General features: G+C 43.8%; 22 protein-coding genes. 9 read left to right on the forward strand and 13 right to left on the reverse strand.

Going from position 1 to position 16,770, the window contains the following annotated elements:
- Nucleotides 1-30 precede the first annotated feature (30 nt).
- From FRZ54_RS15405 to FRZ54_RS15415, 3 genes are all read left to right on the forward strand, one after another.
- Nucleotides 31-879, forward strand: a complete 849-nt coding sequence (locus tag FRZ54_RS15405) for a universal stress protein (RefSeq protein WP_147032475.1) — start codon at nucleotides 31-33, stop codon at nucleotides 877-879.
- A gap of 56 nt (nucleotides 880-935) precedes the next feature.
- Nucleotides 936-2,291 carry a UDP-N-acetylmuramate--L-alanine ligase gene (locus tag FRZ54_RS15410; RefSeq protein ID WP_147032476.1) on the forward strand — a complete coding sequence of 452 codons (1,356 nt, stop codon included), beginning with the start codon at nucleotides 936-938 and terminating at the stop codon, nucleotides 2,289-2,291.
- Between the two features lie 80 nt (nucleotides 2,292-2,371).
- On the forward strand, nucleotides 2,372-2,713 hold the full coding sequence (locus FRZ54_RS15415; RefSeq protein WP_147032477.1) for a helix-turn-helix domain-containing protein: 342 nt from the start codon (nucleotides 2,372-2,374) through the stop codon (nucleotides 2,711-2,713).
- A gap of 23 nt (nucleotides 2,714-2,736) precedes the next feature.
- On the opposite strand, the gene FRZ54_RS15420 is transcribed toward FRZ54_RS15415, so the two are convergent.
- The 4 genes from FRZ54_RS15420 to mqnC all read right to left on the reverse strand — a co-directional run bounded on the left by FRZ54_RS15420 (nucleotide 2,737) and on the right by mqnC (nucleotide 6,313).
- On the reverse strand, nucleotides 2,737-3,858 hold the full coding sequence (locus FRZ54_RS15420) for a GNAT family N-acetyltransferase (protein WP_147032478.1): 1,122 nt from the start codon (nucleotides 3,856-3,858) through the stop codon (nucleotides 2,737-2,739).
- 83 nt (nucleotides 3,859-3,941) lie between these two features.
- Complete coding sequence (locus FRZ54_RS15425) at nucleotides 3,942-4,142, reverse strand: hypothetical protein (RefSeq protein ID WP_147032479.1); 201 nt, start codon at nucleotides 4,140-4,142, stop codon at nucleotides 3,942-3,944.
- A 125-nt stretch (nucleotides 4,143-4,267) separates the two neighbouring features.
- Nucleotides 4,268-4,828 carry an SMC-Scp complex subunit ScpB gene (gene scpB, locus FRZ54_RS15430; RefSeq protein WP_147032480.1) on the reverse strand — a complete coding sequence of 187 codons (561 nt, stop codon included), beginning with the start codon at nucleotides 4,826-4,828 and terminating at the stop codon, nucleotides 4,268-4,270.
- A 360-nt stretch (nucleotides 4,829-5,188) separates the two neighbouring features.
- Nucleotides 5,189-6,313 carry a cyclic dehypoxanthinyl futalosine synthase gene (gene mqnC / locus FRZ54_RS15435; RefSeq protein ID WP_147032481.1) on the reverse strand — a complete coding sequence of 375 codons (1,125 nt, stop codon included), beginning with the start codon at nucleotides 6,311-6,313 and terminating at the stop codon, nucleotides 5,189-5,191.
- A 239-nt stretch (nucleotides 6,314-6,552) separates the two neighbouring features.
- On the opposite strand from mqnC, the gene FRZ54_RS15440 reads away from it, so the two are divergent.
- Nucleotides 6,553-7,596, forward strand: coding sequence for a glycosyltransferase (locus FRZ54_RS15440; protein ID WP_187359635.1), 1,044 nt, complete (start codon nucleotides 6,553-6,555; stop codon nucleotides 7,594-7,596).
- Nucleotides 7,597-7,607: 11 nt separating this feature from the next.
- Here FRZ54_RS15440 and FRZ54_RS15445 read toward each other — a convergent pair whose 3' ends face one another.
- Nucleotides 7,608-9,110 (reverse strand): ATP-binding cassette domain-containing protein, encoded by a 1,503-nt coding sequence (locus tag FRZ54_RS15445; protein WP_147032483.1) that lies wholly within the window; start codon nucleotides 9,108-9,110, stop codon nucleotides 7,608-7,610.
- Between the two features lie 94 nt (nucleotides 9,111-9,204).
- On the opposite strand from FRZ54_RS15445, the gene FRZ54_RS15450 reads away from it, so the two are divergent.
- A complete protein-coding gene (locus FRZ54_RS15450; protein WP_147032484.1) occupies nucleotides 9,205-9,369 on the forward strand; it encodes a phosphatidate cytidylyltransferase in 165 nt (54 codons plus the stop codon).
- Between the two features lie 55 nt (nucleotides 9,370-9,424).
- Here FRZ54_RS15450 and FRZ54_RS15455 read toward each other — a convergent pair whose 3' ends face one another.
- From FRZ54_RS15455 to FRZ54_RS15470, 4 genes are all read right to left on the reverse strand, one after another.
- A complete protein-coding gene (locus tag FRZ54_RS15455) occupies nucleotides 9,425-9,643 on the reverse strand; it encodes a hypothetical protein (protein WP_147032485.1) in 219 nt (72 codons plus the stop codon).
- 160 nt (nucleotides 9,644-9,803) lie between these two features.
- Nucleotides 9,804-10,007 carry a hypothetical protein gene (locus tag FRZ54_RS15460; RefSeq protein ID WP_147032486.1) on the reverse strand — a complete coding sequence of 68 codons (204 nt, stop codon included), beginning with the start codon at nucleotides 10,005-10,007 and terminating at the stop codon, nucleotides 9,804-9,806.
- Between the two features lie 155 nt (nucleotides 10,008-10,162).
- Complete coding sequence (locus FRZ54_RS15465; protein WP_147032487.1) at nucleotides 10,163-10,375, reverse strand: hypothetical protein; 213 nt, start codon at nucleotides 10,373-10,375, stop codon at nucleotides 10,163-10,165.
- Nucleotides 10,376-10,499: 124 nt separating this feature from the next.
- Nucleotides 10,500-10,697 carry a hypothetical protein gene (locus FRZ54_RS15470; RefSeq protein ID WP_147032488.1) on the reverse strand — a complete coding sequence of 66 codons (198 nt, stop codon included), beginning with the start codon at nucleotides 10,695-10,697 and terminating at the stop codon, nucleotides 10,500-10,502.
- A gap of 124 nt (nucleotides 10,698-10,821) precedes the next feature.
- Here FRZ54_RS15470 and FRZ54_RS15475 point away from each other — a divergent pair, with 124 nt between their 5' ends.
- The 3 genes from FRZ54_RS15475 (at nucleotide 10,822) to FRZ54_RS15485 (ending at nucleotide 13,165) form a co-directional block, all read left to right on the forward strand.
- Nucleotides 10,822-11,391, forward strand: a complete 570-nt coding sequence (locus FRZ54_RS15475) for an RNA polymerase sigma factor (RefSeq protein ID WP_147032489.1) — start codon at nucleotides 10,822-10,824, stop codon at nucleotides 11,389-11,391.
- A gap of 11 nt (nucleotides 11,392-11,402) precedes the next feature.
- Nucleotides 11,403-12,491 (forward strand): trypsin-like peptidase domain-containing protein, encoded by a 1,089-nt coding sequence (locus tag FRZ54_RS15480; RefSeq protein WP_147032490.1) that lies wholly within the window; start codon nucleotides 11,403-11,405, stop codon nucleotides 12,489-12,491.
- Between the two features lie 221 nt (nucleotides 12,492-12,712).
- A complete protein-coding gene (locus tag FRZ54_RS15485) occupies nucleotides 12,713-13,165 on the forward strand; it encodes a DUF1772 domain-containing protein (RefSeq protein WP_147032491.1) in 453 nt (150 codons plus the stop codon).
- A 26-nt stretch (nucleotides 13,166-13,191) separates the two neighbouring features.
- Here FRZ54_RS15485 and FRZ54_RS15490 read toward each other — a convergent pair whose 3' ends face one another.
- From FRZ54_RS15490 to pdxH, 4 genes are all read right to left on the reverse strand, one after another.
- On the reverse strand, nucleotides 13,192-14,322 hold the full coding sequence (locus FRZ54_RS15490) for an NADH-quinone oxidoreductase subunit D (RefSeq protein ID WP_262712295.1): 1,131 nt from the start codon (nucleotides 14,320-14,322) through the stop codon (nucleotides 13,192-13,194).
- Nucleotides 14,323-14,485: 163 nt separating this feature from the next.
- Nucleotides 14,486-14,851, reverse strand: a complete 366-nt coding sequence (locus tag FRZ54_RS15495) for a four helix bundle protein (protein WP_147032492.1) — start codon at nucleotides 14,849-14,851, stop codon at nucleotides 14,486-14,488.
- Between the two features lie 32 nt (nucleotides 14,852-14,883).
- Complete coding sequence (locus tag FRZ54_RS15500) at nucleotides 14,884-15,384, reverse strand: NADH-quinone oxidoreductase subunit C (protein ID WP_147032493.1); 501 nt, start codon at nucleotides 15,382-15,384, stop codon at nucleotides 14,884-14,886.
- A complete protein-coding gene (gene pdxH, locus FRZ54_RS15505) occupies nucleotides 15,381-16,028 on the reverse strand; it encodes a pyridoxamine 5'-phosphate oxidase (RefSeq protein WP_147032494.1) in 648 nt (215 codons plus the stop codon). The genes FRZ54_RS15500 and pdxH overlap by 4 nt, the downstream gene beginning before the upstream one ends.
- 109 nt (nucleotides 16,029-16,137) lie before the next feature.
- Here pdxH and FRZ54_RS15510 point away from each other — a divergent pair, with 109 nt between their 5' ends.
- Complete coding sequence (locus FRZ54_RS15510; protein ID WP_147032495.1) at nucleotides 16,138-16,701, forward strand: YqgE/AlgH family protein; 564 nt, start codon at nucleotides 16,138-16,140, stop codon at nucleotides 16,699-16,701.
- The last annotated feature ends 69 nt before the right edge of the window (nucleotides 16,702-16,770 follow it).

Below are 16,770 nucleotides of genomic sequence, written 5' to 3' on the forward strand. Positions count from 1 at the left end.
CGATCGTAATTCGACCTAAATTATTTGCTGATGAAAATTTACGTGGTGCCCGTCGATTTCTCGGCAACATCTGTGCATGCTGCCGAATACGCTGCGTTGCTGAGCAAGCAAACCGACGTTAAACGTATCGTATTGCTAAACTCCTACTACATCTCTGTTTATCAAAGCGTTTTACCCACACCGGATATGGTTATCATAACCGAAGATGAAATAGCTGCTGAAACGGCAGAAAAACTAAATCAATTAAAACATCTGCGAAGCAAATTACTCAAAACTGCACGGGAAGGCGTTGAAATAGAAACCAAAGTAAGCAGGGAACCGCTTACCCGGGCAGTGCTGGAAAGCCTGTCTGATGATAATATGCATGTGGTTATCATTGGCAGTAACGGCTCGGGTGATGAGTGTGAAAGCCATGTGGGCCTTAATGCGATCAATATATCCAAGATAAGCCCGGCGCCTGTGATAGTGGTACCCCCCGGTTGTTGTTATGAGCCGGTGAAGCGGGTGGTAATGGCCTGTGATTTTCAAAAAATAACCGAGAGCTTCCCACTCGAGGGATTGCAGCGGCTTTTACAAAAACACGATGCAGAGCTGCTGGTGGTCAATATCGACCGGCAGGCCAGGCATAAGAATGCCGACCCGGAACAACTTGCCCAGGAAACGGTTTTGCATAAGATGCTGAAAGAATATCATCCCAAATACTTTTACAGCGAGTCGGACGATGTTATAAATGGCATACTTGAATTTGCCAAAGCGCGTGGAGCCCAAATGGTTATTGCTTTGCCGCATAAATACAGTTTTTTCCAATCGCTGCTTCATGATAGCGTGTCGAAGGGTTTAACGGTAAAATCAGCGGTGCCGGTATTGTTGCTGAAATAGGAAAATTGCCGTAAACACCTGGAATTTGCTTTTCTTTGTTGCAAGTAATCATCTGCATGAAAATACATTTTATAGCCATTGGCGGCAGTGCCATGCACAACCTGGCGATAGCGTTGCATAAACGGGGACACGAGGTAAGCGGGTCGGACGATGTGATGTTTGAACCTTCGGTATCACGCCTGGCGAAATATGGTTTGCTGCCTAAAGCGATGGGATGGTACCCCGAAAAGATAACGCCGGAAATTGATGAGATCATCCTCGGTATGCACGCCCGGGTGGATAATCCTGAATTGCTAAAAGCGCAGGAACTGGGCATTAGGATATATTCATATCCCGAATATATATATGAATATTCAAAAAATAAATTGCGTGTTGTTATAGGCGGAAGTCATGGTAAAACCACCATAACGTCGATGATATTGCATGTGCTGAAAAGCGCAGGCAAAGACTTTGACTATTTGGTTGGAGCGCAGCTGGAGGGCTTTGACACCATGGTGAGGCTATCAGACGAGGCGCCCGTAATAGTGATAGAAGGCGACGAGTACTTGTCTTCGCCTATTGACAGAAGACCCAAATTTCACTTGTACAAGGCCAATATCGGGGTTATAAGCGGCATTGCCTGGGATCATATCAACGTATTTCCTACTTTCGATAATTATGTCGATCAGTTCAGGATATTTATCGATACCATACAGCCCGGGGGTAAACTTATCTATAGCGCCACGGACGCAGTTGTAAATAAAATAGTGCATGAAGATACATCCGCAATAAGTAAAATTCCTTATGATTTACCCGCTTATAATATTAAATATGGCGTTACTAATATTATAGTTGATGAGAAGGAATACCCGTTACAGGTATTCGGCGATCATAACCTTTTGAACCTTGAAGCAGCCCGGCTGGCGTGTGAAAGCTTAGGTATAGGCGCCACAGATTTTTGTAACCATATAACTACTTTCAGAGGCGCGGCCCGCCGGCTGGAGTTGGTTGGAAAAAATGAGAACGCGAACTTTTTTAAGGACTTTGCGCATGCCCCATCCAAACTGAAGGCAACGATCCATGCGGTTAAGACACAATTTCCTGATAGAAAGCTGGTTGCCTGCATTGAGCTGCACACGTTCAGCAGTTTGAACAAAGATTTTTTGGATCAATACTCGGACAGTATGGAAGAAGCAGATACCGCTATTGTTTTTATCGACAAAAAAACGTTCGAGCAAAAGAAAATGTCGCCTTATGGCGCGGAAACGGTGAAAAAAGCGTTTTCAAGGGGTGACCTCCTGTTCTTTAACGAGCCCGGGGAGCTGTCAAATTACCTGGAAAATGTTGATCTCAGAGGAAAAAATCTGTTGATGATGAGCTCCGGAAACTTCGGCGGGATAGACTTAGCCTCGCTTTCTGTAAAAATATTATAAAAATTGTAAATAATATTTTTGATATTGATATTTTTAGTAACTTTATTAACTACTGGAAAACCTTGTCCAAATTAAACTAAATGAAAGCACTAGGAAAAAAAATCAGGTTACTTCGCCATCAAAAAGGATGGAGCCAGGAAGATGTTGCAAAAAAGCTCGACATCTCCATCCCGGCTTTTTCCAAGATCGAAACTGGAATTACAGATATTAACCTTTCGAGATTAGAGCAAATAGCTGTTTTGTTTGACATGACTGTGGTTCAGTTGCTTACATTTAATGATTCGGAACAGGATCAGAAATTTGTGAACGAGTTGGAGTCGGTCAACAAGAAATTGCTCGACCGCGAGTCGGAAGTGATCGACCTGCAAAAAAAGGTGATCGAGCTTTTTGAAGAGCTTCGCCACGCTAAAGTTACTGCCTGATAATTAAGTTTCAGCTCTTTTTGTTATTCAAAAATGTAGCGCATGGTGACGTGTTTCTTGCCAAAAACACCACCCATACTATGATGCAATGCGATCATTTTATCGTTGAAATCCCCCACCCACGACAGTTCCAATTCGTCATATTGCTTTAAAGGCAAGACATATTCTTTCACTTTTATAAATAGACCAGACTCGAGGCCGTGCTTTTGATAAGCCTGTTTGGTACCCATTACAATGGCCCTCATGCGCTTTACCCCCCGCCACCGGTTATAAACAAATTTCAATTTTCCGATAAGGTTCAACTTTCCGTTTATACCCTTGATCATCTGGTTGGCGTCGGGCAGGATAACGACAAACGATGCCGGTTCGCCATTGACGTAGGCAAACCATATCAGTTTTTCATCCATCAATGGTTTCATCTTCCGGAAACTTTCCATTATGGTGGCATGGGTTATCGGCACAAAATTTTCAAAATCGCGCCAGCCGTCATTGTAAATCTCAATAAAATCAGCGGCGAATTTTTCTATTTGTGCTGAATCGAAATGCCTGAATTCGTAACCCGGTTTCTGAGCAACCCACTCTGCTATTTTTGTAAACCTTTCAGGGAAGGGCTTGTGAGCATCAACATGGTTTGTGATCTGCTCATATAAGGTATGGAAGCCGTAGTCGTCAAAAAACTTTTTGTAATAAGGAGGATTATAATTCATTCCGTACGACGGCGGTACAAAACCCTCGGCAAGCAACCCCCAAAAATTGTCGTTCTCCCCAAAGTTGATGGGACCATCCATTGCCTGCATGCCGTTATTTTTCAGCCACGTTTTTGCTGTATCGAATAACAAGAAAGCCACCTTCTCATCATTTACCGACTCGAAAAACCCCATCCCGCCTGTAGGTTGTTCATAGTTGTAAGCTTTTTTGTCGTTTATAAAGGCGGCAACGCGGCCCAGCAGCTTTCCGTCATCATCGGTCAATACCCAGCGTGTACATTTGCCATGCTGATGAAAATTGTTCTTTTTCGGGTCGAAAACAGCTTCAATATCGTTGTCCAGCGGGCATATCCAATTTTCATCGCTCTTGTAAATGATACGGGCAACATCCAGGAATGCTTGTTGGGTTTGTTTGTTATTGACCTCGGTTATTTTCATAGAAAGTAGTACTGCTGTTTAAATAAAAAAGCATCCGGGGGGATTGCGGATGCTTTAAGATCGTTTATAGTTAATAAATGTTATCAATAGTCGTCGTCATCATCGTAAGTATCAAAGTTTTCGTAGCGGCCCAGGTCGTCTAAGGGCATATCGAAATCTTCGTCATCATCGTCGTCGATGATCTTTTTTTTCACAGGCACATCCGCCGGTTTCTCATCTGGTCTCTTTACGCTGGCGCTCCTGGCACTTGAATCTTTCTTAACTGGTTTCTTCGGCGTTTCCATTGCGGTGAAATTTTCTACAGTCTAAATTAAATTGGGGTCAGTTGTTAATGTAATGTTTGTTTAACGCAGTTTTCTGCTATCCCAAAAATAATTAAAATCAATTTCAAAGAAAATACATTTAAAAATTATTCTGCCTGCTCGCCAATGGACGAGGAATTATCTGTAAAGTCCTTTATCTGTGGCAATTCACTAAGGCTGTTTATTCCAAAATAATCCATAAACTGTTGGCTCGTGCTGTATAAAATAGGACGACCGACGGTTTCCGACTTCCCGGCAATGGTGATCAGCTCCTTTTCAAGCAGCTTTTGTATCGAATATTCGCTGTTAACCCCCCGTATCTGCTCTATTTCCAGTTTGGTGACCTGGTGCTTATAGGCAATGATGGCAAGCGTCTCTAAAGCGGCGGGGCTTAATTTCTTTTTCGAGCGCTGCAACTGTAATAAATTGATAACGGCGTGGTAGTCTTTTTTTGTCAGGAACTGGTAGCCGTTAGCAACATTTACCAGTTCGATGGCCAGGTTAGGATCCTGGTATTTGGTTTTGATACTATCTAAGCAGGACATGATCTCCTCGCGACTGAAATCGCGTTCGAAAACCGATTGCAGGCAGTAGATTATTTCCTCGGTACGGATGCTTTGTTCCGATGAAAAGATTAATGCTTCAATATATAGCTCCGGGTTTTCCATTTATTTTTTTTGGAGTTTTAAAGATGCGGAAAGATAAAGATATTGCCAAAAGATTAAAAAAATGGCACCTGGAGATATTAACATTTGGGGAATTTTAGTGGGGAATATATTGTCTGAAAGGAAAAATGTGGGAAAAAAAGCAACACTTTTCGGAAAAAATTTCCCCGCATAAATGATATATGTATTAAAAGTTAAGTTTATTTACGCTCATAACGGGGTTTTTAGGTAATGGCACAACATTTGGATATATATACATGACCCCCAAAAAGGGCTGTTTTTCATAGGTAGATGTAGAGGCCGGAAACTGCGAGAGTACCCGGCCTTTCTTTTTGCCCTAAGTTTTAAGAAAATAATCTTTGCTTAATAGTTTATTACCTGCTCCTCGATCTGGGAAGGTACATCACGCCACTCATATTTCTGGTTACGCAACTGCGGCTGAAAGCCGGCCTCGATAATCGAGTTTTGAATGCCCTTTGCCGTAAAGCGGTGAGGCGCCCCGGCGGCCGAAACAACATTCTCCTCGATCATGATTGAGCCGAAATCGTTGGCGCCGGCATGGAGGCATACCTGGGCGACCTGCTTACCCACGGTGAGCCACGAGGCCTGGATGTTTTTGATGTTGGGAAGCATGATGCGGCTAAGCGCTATCATGCGTATATATTCATCTCCGGAAACATTATTAGTAATGCCACGAACTTTACGCAGCAAAGTGCCGTCGTCCTGGAAAGGCCAGGGGATAAAGGCGATGAAACCGTAGGCGCCTTCCGGTTTTTCCGATTGTACCTCACGAATCCACACCAGGTGTTCAAAGCGCTCCTCAATGGTTTCGACATGCCCGAACATCATGGTAGCTGAAGAGGGCAGATTAAGCTGATGAGCGGCACGCATTACATCCAGCCACTCCTTACCGCCGCATTTCCCTTTTGAGATCAGCCTGCGCACACGGTCGTTCAATATTTCGGCGCCTGCACCGGGCAGCGAATCGAGACCGGCGGCTTTCAATTCGCGCAATACATCAATATGGCTCATGCCTTCCAGCTTGGCCACGTGGGCTATTTCGGGCGGACCGAGCGAGTGCAATTTAAGCGCGGGGTATAATTCTTTTAATTGTTTGAACAGGTCGGCGTAGAACTTTAATCCCAGGTCTGGGTGATGGCCGCCCTGCAAAAGCAGCTGGTCGCCGCCATAACGAAAAGTTTCCTCTATCTTTTGCTTATAAGTTTCGATATCGGTAATATAGCTATCATCGTGACCGGGGCGACGGAAGAAGTTGCAGAACTTGCAGTTCGCTATGCAAACATTGGTAGTGTTTACGTTACGGTCTATCTGCCAGGTAACCTTGCCATGCGGCACCTGCTTTTTGCGAAGTTCGTTGGCTACGAACATCAACTCAGCAGTTGGAGCATGGTGATAAAGGTGTACGCCTTCCTCGACGGAAAGAAAATCAAAATTTAAAGCGCGCTGTAAAAGATCGGCGGTATTCATACAGGCAAAGATAAGGACTTGAGGGCTTGGTTGTATTTACATAGCTAAGTTTGACGGTGGGATTATGAAGGTCATAAAACTTAGTATTGTTTTACAGCATAAAAATCACCGAACATAAATACCCTTTCCTTAGTTTTGGAAAAAAAACAATGCTATTTTTTTACTGTAGTTTAATCATAAGCCTAATCACCATTGCGATTAACATTTACCTTTTTGTAAGTTTTAGAAAGATCAGGAGTGTGAATGAGCAACCCATAATAAAAGATCTGCCACCTGCTGCCATTATTATCGCGGTGCGGAATGAAGAAGAGGACCTTGCCAAAGCCCTGCAAAGCGTTTGCAATATTAATTACAGCAATAGTCGCATCATTGTAGTGAATGACCGGTCGACCGACCGCACTGCCGATATACTGCGTGATTTTAAGGTGAAGTACCCTCAGCTTACTATCACAACAGTTACCACGCTACCCGAGGGCTGGCTTGGGAAAAATAACGCGCTTTACCAGGGGTATCTGAGCAGCAATGAAGAATGGATGTTATTTACTGATGCCGACGTTGTGTTTCACCCGGATGCTTTAAGCAAGGCGTTAAGTTATGCAGTTGTTAATAAAGTGGACCACCTGGCAATTCTGCCTAAAGTGGTATCAAGGTCGGCTATTTTGAATAGTGTGCTGGCCACATTTACTGTTATGTTGCTGCTTCACCTCAGGCCCTGGGACGCAAAAAAGGCCAGATCGAAAGCATACGTAGGCATTGGTGCTTTTAATCTTGTCAGGCGCGATGCCTATGAAAAGGCCGGTACACACGCCCTTATAAAATTGCGGCCCGATGACGACCTGCAACTGGGCTTTAAGATCAAATCGGCCGGTTTACGCCAGCATGTATTGATCGGTAACGAATATGTTAGCCTGGAATGGTATAAAAATCTTGGGCAGCTTGCCAATGGATTGTTAAAAAACTCATTTTCGGTGGCCAACTACAATACAGTCAGGTCAGTGGCAAATTGTGCGCTGATGCTGATATTTGTAGCCTTACCTATGCCTTTGATGTTTGTTTTTGGCTCTGCCACTATCCGCATAATGGCCGGTGTTGTACTTTTAACACACGTCGTTTACATGGCTGTTATTCCGCCTAATAAGTGGTGGTATGCCCTTGTTATCCCATTCGCAGGCTTTTTTATGGCATATACTACTTTAAGGGCTACTTATATTACGCTTAAACAGGGCGGCATTTATTGGCGTGATAGCTTTTATTCGCTCGCAATGCTGAAAGGGGAAGCATAGCGACACCTTCTTTATGAAACAACTTCACCCTTATCTAATCTCAAAACCTGTGTCACGCTATCCGGTATCTCGTGCTGGTAATGGGTGACATAGATAAGAGTCACGTTACTCAGTTCACAAATAGCGTCAACAATGCTTTTAAAATGCCGCTGCTGATGCGCGTCAAGTCCCTGGCAGGGTTCATCGAATATCAATAAAGCAGGGTTCTTTACCAGGGCACGTGCCAGCAGGCAAAGCCGTTGCGCACTTGCCGGGATATTTTTAAGTAGTTGCCTCGAATACTGAGCTATCTCCAATGCCTGCATCCAGCGTAAAGCTATTGCCGTTTTTTTAGGATCGCTTGGGCGGAAAAGGCCCATGGTATCGTAAAAGCCAGATTCGATAACCTGCAGGCAGCTGTTATCTGTCGGAAAATACTGGTATAATTCGGGCGATATGAAGCCGGTTTTGTTTTTAATATCCCAAATGCTTTCGCCGGTACCGCGTTTGCGGTCGAACAGAGTGATATCGTTTGCATAAGCCTGGGGATTATCGGCGTTGATAAGGCTTAACAAAGTAGACTTGCCGGCGCCATTCGGTCCCAGTAAGGCCCAGCGTTCGCCTTGCCGTATATGCCAGTCAACGTTTTTTAAAACTTGTTTTTCGCCATAGGTGATGTTTACCTTATCCATCTTAACGACCCAGTCGTACGCGGCTGGTGTTATTTGTAAATTCAGCAGGTCCGCAAGCTCTTTTTTGTCTATTCTATCTGTCTCACCGTTAAAAAAAAGCCTGGTATCAAACTGCGAAGCCGGCATCTGTACGATGCTTTTATCTTTCAACAAAGCTACATGGGTAATAGCGGAAGGTATTTCAGAAGGCGACGTTGCTATTATCACCGTAATTCCTGATGCCGTAATGTGGCTTATAATAGTATCAAATTCGGCACGCGTTTGTATATCGAGCCCGGCGAGCGGGTTATCGAGCATCAAAATAACAGGGTTTTTGAGCAATGCTGCCGCTATCAGCAGGCGTTTGGTTTCTCCATTTGATAGTTTGATAAGTTGTTTGTCTTTTAAACCCTCAAGGTGAAGCGTTTTTAGCACAAGGGAGAAGGTCCAGAAGGTATTTAAGGCAGGACCCGGTTTTATCGACCCAAGATATTCTTCTACGGTTTGTGCATCTTCGGAGTCGGATGAGTTATAGCGTTGCTGGTAATAGAAGTCGCCGGTATTGGATAAGTTACGGAAATGATGGCGCGGCTCGACAAGGGCGAGCAGCTTGTGAAAAGTGAGGTGTGCATTGGGGTGGGGGTGTTGTTCCAGGAAATCCTCGTGAAAATGATACTGTACGCTCCCAGCCGACAAATGGAACTTTCCGGCGATAAGACCGAGCAAGGCACTTTTTCCAGACCCGCTTTGCCCTACGAGCGCCCAGTGTTCGCCTTTTTTTATTTGGAAATTTAAATTATTAAAAACGGTGTTACCACCCAATTTGAGGACGGCATTATTGACCGATAACAAATGAATATCCATGCCCGCCTAAATTAGAAATTCTTTTCAGGGTATCACGACCAATGAAACTTTCGAAGTTGATTTTTGTAGTTAAGCTTATATCTAACCAAATTATATGAAAAATATTAATCTGATATTGTTTGTACTGGCGATGACCGTATTGAGCGGCTGTTCTGTCATCGGCGGTATTTTTAAGGCGGGCTTCGCTGTGGGAATTGTGGCCGTAATTGTTCTGATAGCCCTTATTATCTGGATCATCTCCATGTTTACCCGCAGGTAAACAAAAAAGCTCCCTGGTGAAACCGGAGAGCTTTTTGTTCTGACTTGAAAAGAAATTACTTTTTAGTAGTGTCTTTTTTAGTAGTGTCAGCAGACATTTTCATGCTGGTGTCTTTCTTAGTAGTGTCAGAAGCCATTTTAGCAGAGTCAGCCATTTTAGCAGAGTCAGCCATTTTGGTTGAATCAGCAGAAGAAGCTCCGCTGTTACCTTTACAAGCAGCAGCTGAAACAGCGATAGCTAATGCTAAGAAACCGATTTTGAATGAATTTTTCATTTGAGTTTTTTAATAAGTGATTAATAGTTTTGCTTCTTAATACCTGAAAAAACAAAAGGTAACCCATCATTTTATAAAAAAATTAAGGATTACCTTCGTTTTAAGAAAAAAACTAAAAAATCAACAGATAAAACTAAAATGTTGAGTCTTTTCGGGGTAATTATTTTTTAGTAGTGTCTTTCTTGGTGGTGTCAGCAGCAGCTGCAGTAGAATCAGCTTTTTTCACTGTATCTACAGTAGTAGTTTTAGTTGAATCAACGGTAGTAGTTGAATCAGTAGTAGAAGCAGAAGATGAACCTTTGCAAGCGGCGAAAGATACAGTGATTGCCAAAGCAAGGGCAGCAAATTTGAATGAATTTTTCATGTTTATTATATTTTGTTTTTTGCATTAATACCCCAAAAAACAAAAGGTAACCCATGAAAGTTGAAAATAATTATATTTAATCTACCTGATTTGTAGTTAATATTGTCTTTGCAAAAAGGTAACCCGGCCGTGGTTACCCTGGACGGTATCAGTTTTTAATTATTTTTTTTAACTGAGTCCTTTTTTGTTGAATCGATGCCGGCTTCTTTAACGGTGTCGATTTTTGTTACCGGCGAATCGACGCTTTTCTTGTTGGTGTCGATCTTTGAAACCGGGCTGTTTTTACCTTGTTCGCCGCAGCCGGAACATCCGGCGGCCGACAGTGCAATTGCCAATGCAGCAACGCTAACTTTCAATAAATTTTTCATTGTTTTTAATTTAAGTTTTGCATTGATACTGCAGACTTTTCCAAGGTAACCCGTACGAAAAATAAATAAAAAAAGGCAACCCGATGAGGGTTACCTTGGCGTATTCCGGGGAATTAAATCAGCATTATTTTATGGTGTCCTTCTTCATTTTAGAAGTATCCATCATTTTGCCGGTGTCTTTTTTGGTTGTGTCAACAACAGTTGTGCTGGTAGAATCGGTTACTTTAGTGGTGTCGGTAGTGCTGGTTGAGCTGGCGCCCTTACATGCCGCAAAGGACAATGCTATAAAGGCGGCCAAACCTAATTTGCTTATGTGTTTCATAGTGGATTAATTAATAATTGTTGTAAAATTGAAATCTGAATCAAAGTAGGTAACCTCGTACTTTTGATTTTGTTTAAATTTTTTACAATGAGTGGGTTACAATTCCGGATAAATCGTATTAATAGTGAATAAAGAGTTAAAAACTTCGGCGCCTACAGACAGCGAAATTGTTTTTGGTATCCTCAATAACTCGGAAAATGCTATTAAACGTTTATACGTGGCTTACTTTCCGATGGTGTTGCAACTGATTGTTAACAACAGCGGCACGCCGGACGATGCCAAGGATATTTACCAGGAGGCGATCATAGTTCTTTATAATAAGATAAAAAAGGGCGACTTTGAGCTGAACAGCAAACTGAAGACTTTCTTGTACTCGGTTTGCAGGCGGCTTTGGCTGAAGAGGCTGAGCCAGATGAACCGGTACGGCGGCGATCTGCACGATTTCCAGGATCACTTACCTGTGGAGGACGATGTAGAGGAGCAGGGTGAGCGGGATATACAGTTCGGCAAAATGCAGGGCGCACTGGGGATGCTGGGTGAACCCTGCAAAACTATTATCGAGGATTTTTATATCCATAACAGATCGATGCAGGAGATCTGCGAAAGTTTTGGCTATACTAATGCCGACAATGCCAAAACCCAAAAATATAAATGCCTGCAAAGGCTGAAGAAATTATTTTTTCAGCAGAAATAGAGAGAAAAGACATGAGAGACGAGCAACTTTTAGAAGCGATAGAACGCTACCTTGCCGGGGAGATGAACCCCGACGAGCGCCGTGCCTTTGAGCAGCTTCGTACAGAGAATGCAGAGGTTGACAGCCGGGTTATAGAACATCAGCAGTTTGTTGGTTTGCTGAAGCAATATGGCGAACGTGTGGAACTGGAGAAAAGGCTTAATGCTATCCATGACGAGATTGATGTTCATGCCTTGGTAGAAGAAGTTACCGAGCGGCCTCCGTTTGTTATTAATCTGTGGCGCAACCATCATTCAAAAATATCGGTAGCAGCTTCCATAGCGATATTTGCGATACTGGCAACCTTGTTTGTAACGGGTAAGATGGATAATAAATCAACCTACACAGAACTGAGTTTGACACTTCAAAATCAACGCAGGGATATAAGCAGGTTAAATAATAAATTGGATAATGCTTTGAAGCATGAGCCCAGGGTACTACCGCCAAACAAAAGCAGCGCTACCGGATTTGCAATAACATCAAATGGTTTAATAGCAACGGCTTATCACGTTATTTACAGGGCCGATTCGGTATATGTACAAAATTTTGCCGGGCGCGTTTTTAAAACTAAAGTGATCTATACTGATGCCAAACGCGATGTGGCGATATTGAAGATAAGCGACACTACATTTACAGGGTTAGGTGCTATTCCTTATACTTTCAAAAGGACGGAAAGTGATTTGGCTGAAAGTGTTTATACTTACGGGTATCCGCAGGATTCGCCGATGTACAACGATGGCCGGGTAACTTCCTTAAACGGGATGAACGGTGATACTATAGATTACCAGGTTTCTGTTCCGATAAATGCGGGCAGCAGCGGTGCGCCTTTGCTGGATAGCAGGGGTAACATCGTCGGCTTGGTTAAGGCAAAGGAAACCGGGTTGGAAGGAACTCATTTTGCGTTGAAATCAGACTTTTTACTGGATGCTATTGATAACATCCCAACCGACTCATTGACAAAAAAGCCGGTTCTGAATACAAAAAATACATTGACCAATTTAAGCAGGGTTCAGCAGGTGAAGAAATTGCAGAACTATGTGTTTATGGTTAAAGTATATTAATGTAAACCAAACCTGGCCATATTATAAGGAATTGCCCTGCTTGCAGGGCTTTTTCGTTGGATGAGATTTTCGCGGTTTATATGGATCGAACTGACTCCAAAAAGAACATCTTGCTTTCGTTATCGTGGATTTACCGACGAAACACGCCTACTGACCGAAAAGTTTTAGGACACAGGTTGCCACACCGCTAATTTGGCATCATGACGACGACGATAAGCATAATGTTACTACTCCTGACCCTAACACTGAGTATGGGAGGCGGTTTGTACGAGATATTGGTGATCTACCCCAATTGGAAACACCATGTGCATCCGCATACTTTACGTGATAAATTAGAATCATCGGGGCAAAATAATGCGGCAAAACGTTTCTGGCCATTGGTTTCGCCGGCGCAGGGATTATTGGCGATGCTTAATATCGCGCTTGCGTGCTGGCATCATGGCTCAGGCCAGGGTTATTGGCTGGCTGCGGCTATCATAATCTTTGTTACCCGGCTTATTACCTTCAGCTATTTTATTCCGGTTATGATAAGGAAGATCATGCAGCCGGAAAAGTTTGATGCGGCAACGTTACAGCGTATCGTAAAGCAATGGACTGATTTGAGCCCTTTGCGTTTAGTGCCGGAATTTGCTGCGTGGGTATTGTTGCTGATGGCATTGATGAAGTTAGGTTAAAATTACCTCCATTGATGGGATAGTATCTACCTATCCACTTCGCCCAAAACAAAATCGATAGATCCTATAATAGCGATCAGATCGGCTATCATGACGCCTTTGGCCAGGGCGGGGAGAACGGACAAATTACAAAAGCTCGGTCCGCGCGATTTTACACGGAAGGGTACCTCTGAGCGCCCTGCAGGGTCGGCTATAAAGTAAAAGCCCAATTCGCCTTTGGCGCCCTCGCCGCGAACATAATAGTCCTGCGGTTTTGGGGTGATCTTGCGCGGCATTTTGGCACGCGGATCGAAATCCGGTGTGCGTTTCAGTTCCTTCTGCAGGCGGTCGAGGCATTGCTCAACTATGCGCAGCGACTGTTCAATTTCATCTACGCGTACTTTATAACGGTCCCAGCAATCGCCAACGGTACCCATTTTGCCGGTACCGATAGGCACTTCAAAATCCAGCTCGGGGTAAACGGAATAGCCGTCGATACGTCGGAGGTCCCATTTCAAACCCGAACCACGTAACATAGGGCCGGAGCAGCCGTAGTTGATGGCAACGTCCATCGGCAAAACGCCAACGTTAGCGGTGCGACTGATAAATATTTGGTTGTCGGTCAGTAACCCGTTTAACTCCACCAGCTTTGGCTTGAAATATTCTACAAATTCGCGGCAGCGTTCCTCGAATCCAACGGGCAGATCGTAAAACAAACCACCCACCCATATATAATTATATAGCATTCGCGAGCCAGATGCCCATTCCAGCATACCCATGATGTGTTCGCGGTCGCGGAAGCACCATAGGAACGGGGTAAAGGCGCCGATATCAATGCCATAAGTACCAATGGCGATGAGGTGCGAGGCTATGCGATTCAATTCACAAACCAGCACCCTGATATATTCGATACGTTTTGGGATATCCTTATCAATACCCATCATCCGCTCAACACCCATCGTCCAGATATGGCTGTTGTTCATGGATGCCAGGTAGTCCATGCGATCGGTAAAAGGAATGGTTTGCTGGTAGGTGAGGGATTCGGCGTGTTTTTCGAAACAACGGTGCAGGTAACCGATATGCGGTATCACTTCGCGCACGATCTCGCCGTCGGTGATCAGCTCCAGCCGTAAAACGCCATGCGTTGACGGGTGCTGTGGGCCCATGTTGAGCACCATTTCTTCCGTCGCGGCATCAGCGATCTTTTGCTGATAGCGCAGTAAGGCTTCTTCGTATGTGGAATTCCTGACTTCCAATTTTAAATTATTTTATGATATCGAATTTCGAATGTTCAATTTCGAATTGTTTTATTTAGAATCTCAACTTCAAAATCTGAATATCTTATTTTTTATCTTTTTGATTTTGTTTAGTTGTTTTACCGATGGCTGTGAAGATCGCGGTCAACTCTTTTGCTTCTTGTTTATACTTAATCAATAATTCTGGTTTTACTAAACCTGATTCTTCCATTAAGTCTAACCAATATATCGATTCGTCGGCCTCTTCCTCACATATTACTATCTTATTTATAAAATCCGCCGTAGATTTTCCTTTGCATGCCGACCGATAATTTGCACCAACAGAAGTCGAACATCGAATTAATTGAGTGCATAGTACATTAAGTGCTCGTCCTGAAGGCAAGGTTTCTGTGAATTTGATGATTTCGGCTGCAAACTTTTGCGCCCTTCTTTTTAATTCGGCACTGTCCATAAAATTCGAAATTGAACTTTCGAAATTCGATATTAATCTATTTTTATTCCCTTATAATACTTATCTACAGTTGTATAATCCTTCCTTAACGGGTAACCTTCCCAATCATCTGGCAATAACAACCTGCGCAGATCGGGATGTCCTTCAAAAAATATCCCTTCCATTTCAAATGCTTCGCGTTCGTGCCAGTCGGCAGTGCGGTACACTTGGCTTACGGTTGGGAACGAAGGTAAATTATCCGGATCTCGGTTATTTTCCCTGCTTACTTTTAATGTCAATTGGGTTTGGTAGGGGATGGACGCCAGGTGATAAACCACGCCGAAGCGGTTGGCTTCTACCCCATAATCGACGCCGCTAAGGCATGACAGGAAATCAAAGTAAGTTTTCGGGTTGTCGCGAAGCTCAAGGCAAACATCTGCAATGCGGTCGGCATCAATTAATAAAGCCGGTTGTAAGCCGCCGGTTTCCTCGCCGGTAACAACTTCGTCGCCGAATTTAGCCGTCAATATTGCTTTGATCTCGTCTAAAATCATGGCGCAAGGCGAACTTTTTTCCAGGTTTTGTTATCGATCTTTTTATAAACTATGCGATCGTGCAGGCGGCTACGCCTGCCCTGCCAGAATTCGATCAGCCGTGGTTTCAGAATATAACCGCCCCAATGCGAGGGTTTCGGCACTTCTTTATCCTCATATTGCGCTTCGGCCTGCTTCATTTTTTCTTCAAGCACTTCGCGGCCGGCAATTTCCTGGCTTTGCGGCGATATTACCGCTCCTAACTGGCTTGCACGCGGACGTGTCATGAAATACTTCTCAGAGGTTGCCCTGTCCAGTTTTTCGATGGTTCCTTCAATACGTACCTGTCTTTCGAGCGAATCCCAGAAAAACAGCAATGCGCCCAGCGGATTTTTTGAAAGTTCTTTTCCCTTCCGGCTCAGGTAATTGGTATAAAATGAAAAGCCTTCTTTATCAAAACCCTTCATCAGTACAATACGTGCCGAAGGGCGGCCGTCATGAGTAGCTGTGGCAAGGGTCATAGCGGTAGGCTCGTGCTGCTCTGATTTAAGGGCCTCATTAAACCATTTTTCGAATTGTTTTACCGGGTCGGCGGCGGTATCTTTTTCGGAAAGAGAAGATGCGGCGTATTCGCTGCGTATATTTTGTATATCCTGCTGGTTCATTTGTGCAAACTTACAAATTAAATACACCGTAAATTAATGACGTATTTCATATTTTGATAATATGAACATATTTTTACCTTAGTCGTTATAAAGAAATAAACGTATACCAATGCTTAGTCTTATTGCACCCGACGCCGGCAGGCTGCTTATATCTGAACCGTTTATGCTCGATCCGAATTTTAAGAGATCGGTACTGATACTTACCGAATACGGTGATGAAGGCGCCATGGGCTTTGTTTTAAACCACGAGAGCGAATATTTGCTGGGCGACCTGCTGCCGGATATTCAATACTCCGAGTTCCCGGTATATGTAGGCGGACCAGTGGGGAACGATACCCTGCACTTTATACATTGTGTGCCCGACAAAATTGAAGGCGGAATAGAACTGGCGGACGGCATTTACTGGGGTGGTGATTTTGAAACGGTGAAAGACCTGGTTTCCAACTACGGATTGTCGGAGGGAGAGATCAAATTTTTTGTTGGGTACTCCGGTTGGGTAGCCGGGCAGCTTGATGCCGAGATAGGCAGCGACGCCTGGATAGTGACCGATAAGTACACGCCCGAGATATTATTTACCCACGACGAGCAGAATTTGTGGAAAGACGTGGTAAAAAGCCTGGGCCAGCGCTATGCTCATATTGCCAATTTCCCGGAGAACCCGGAGTTGAATTAGAGTTAGCAGTTTACAGTTGCCAGTTTGCAGTTGGTGTGCAAAGTTTACTAACCACTGATTACCAGTCAC

Source organism: Mucilaginibacter ginsenosidivorans (assembly GCF_007971025.1).
Taxonomy (GTDB): Bacteria; Bacteroidota; Bacteroidia; order Sphingobacteriales; family Sphingobacteriaceae; genus Mucilaginibacter; species Mucilaginibacter ginsenosidivorans.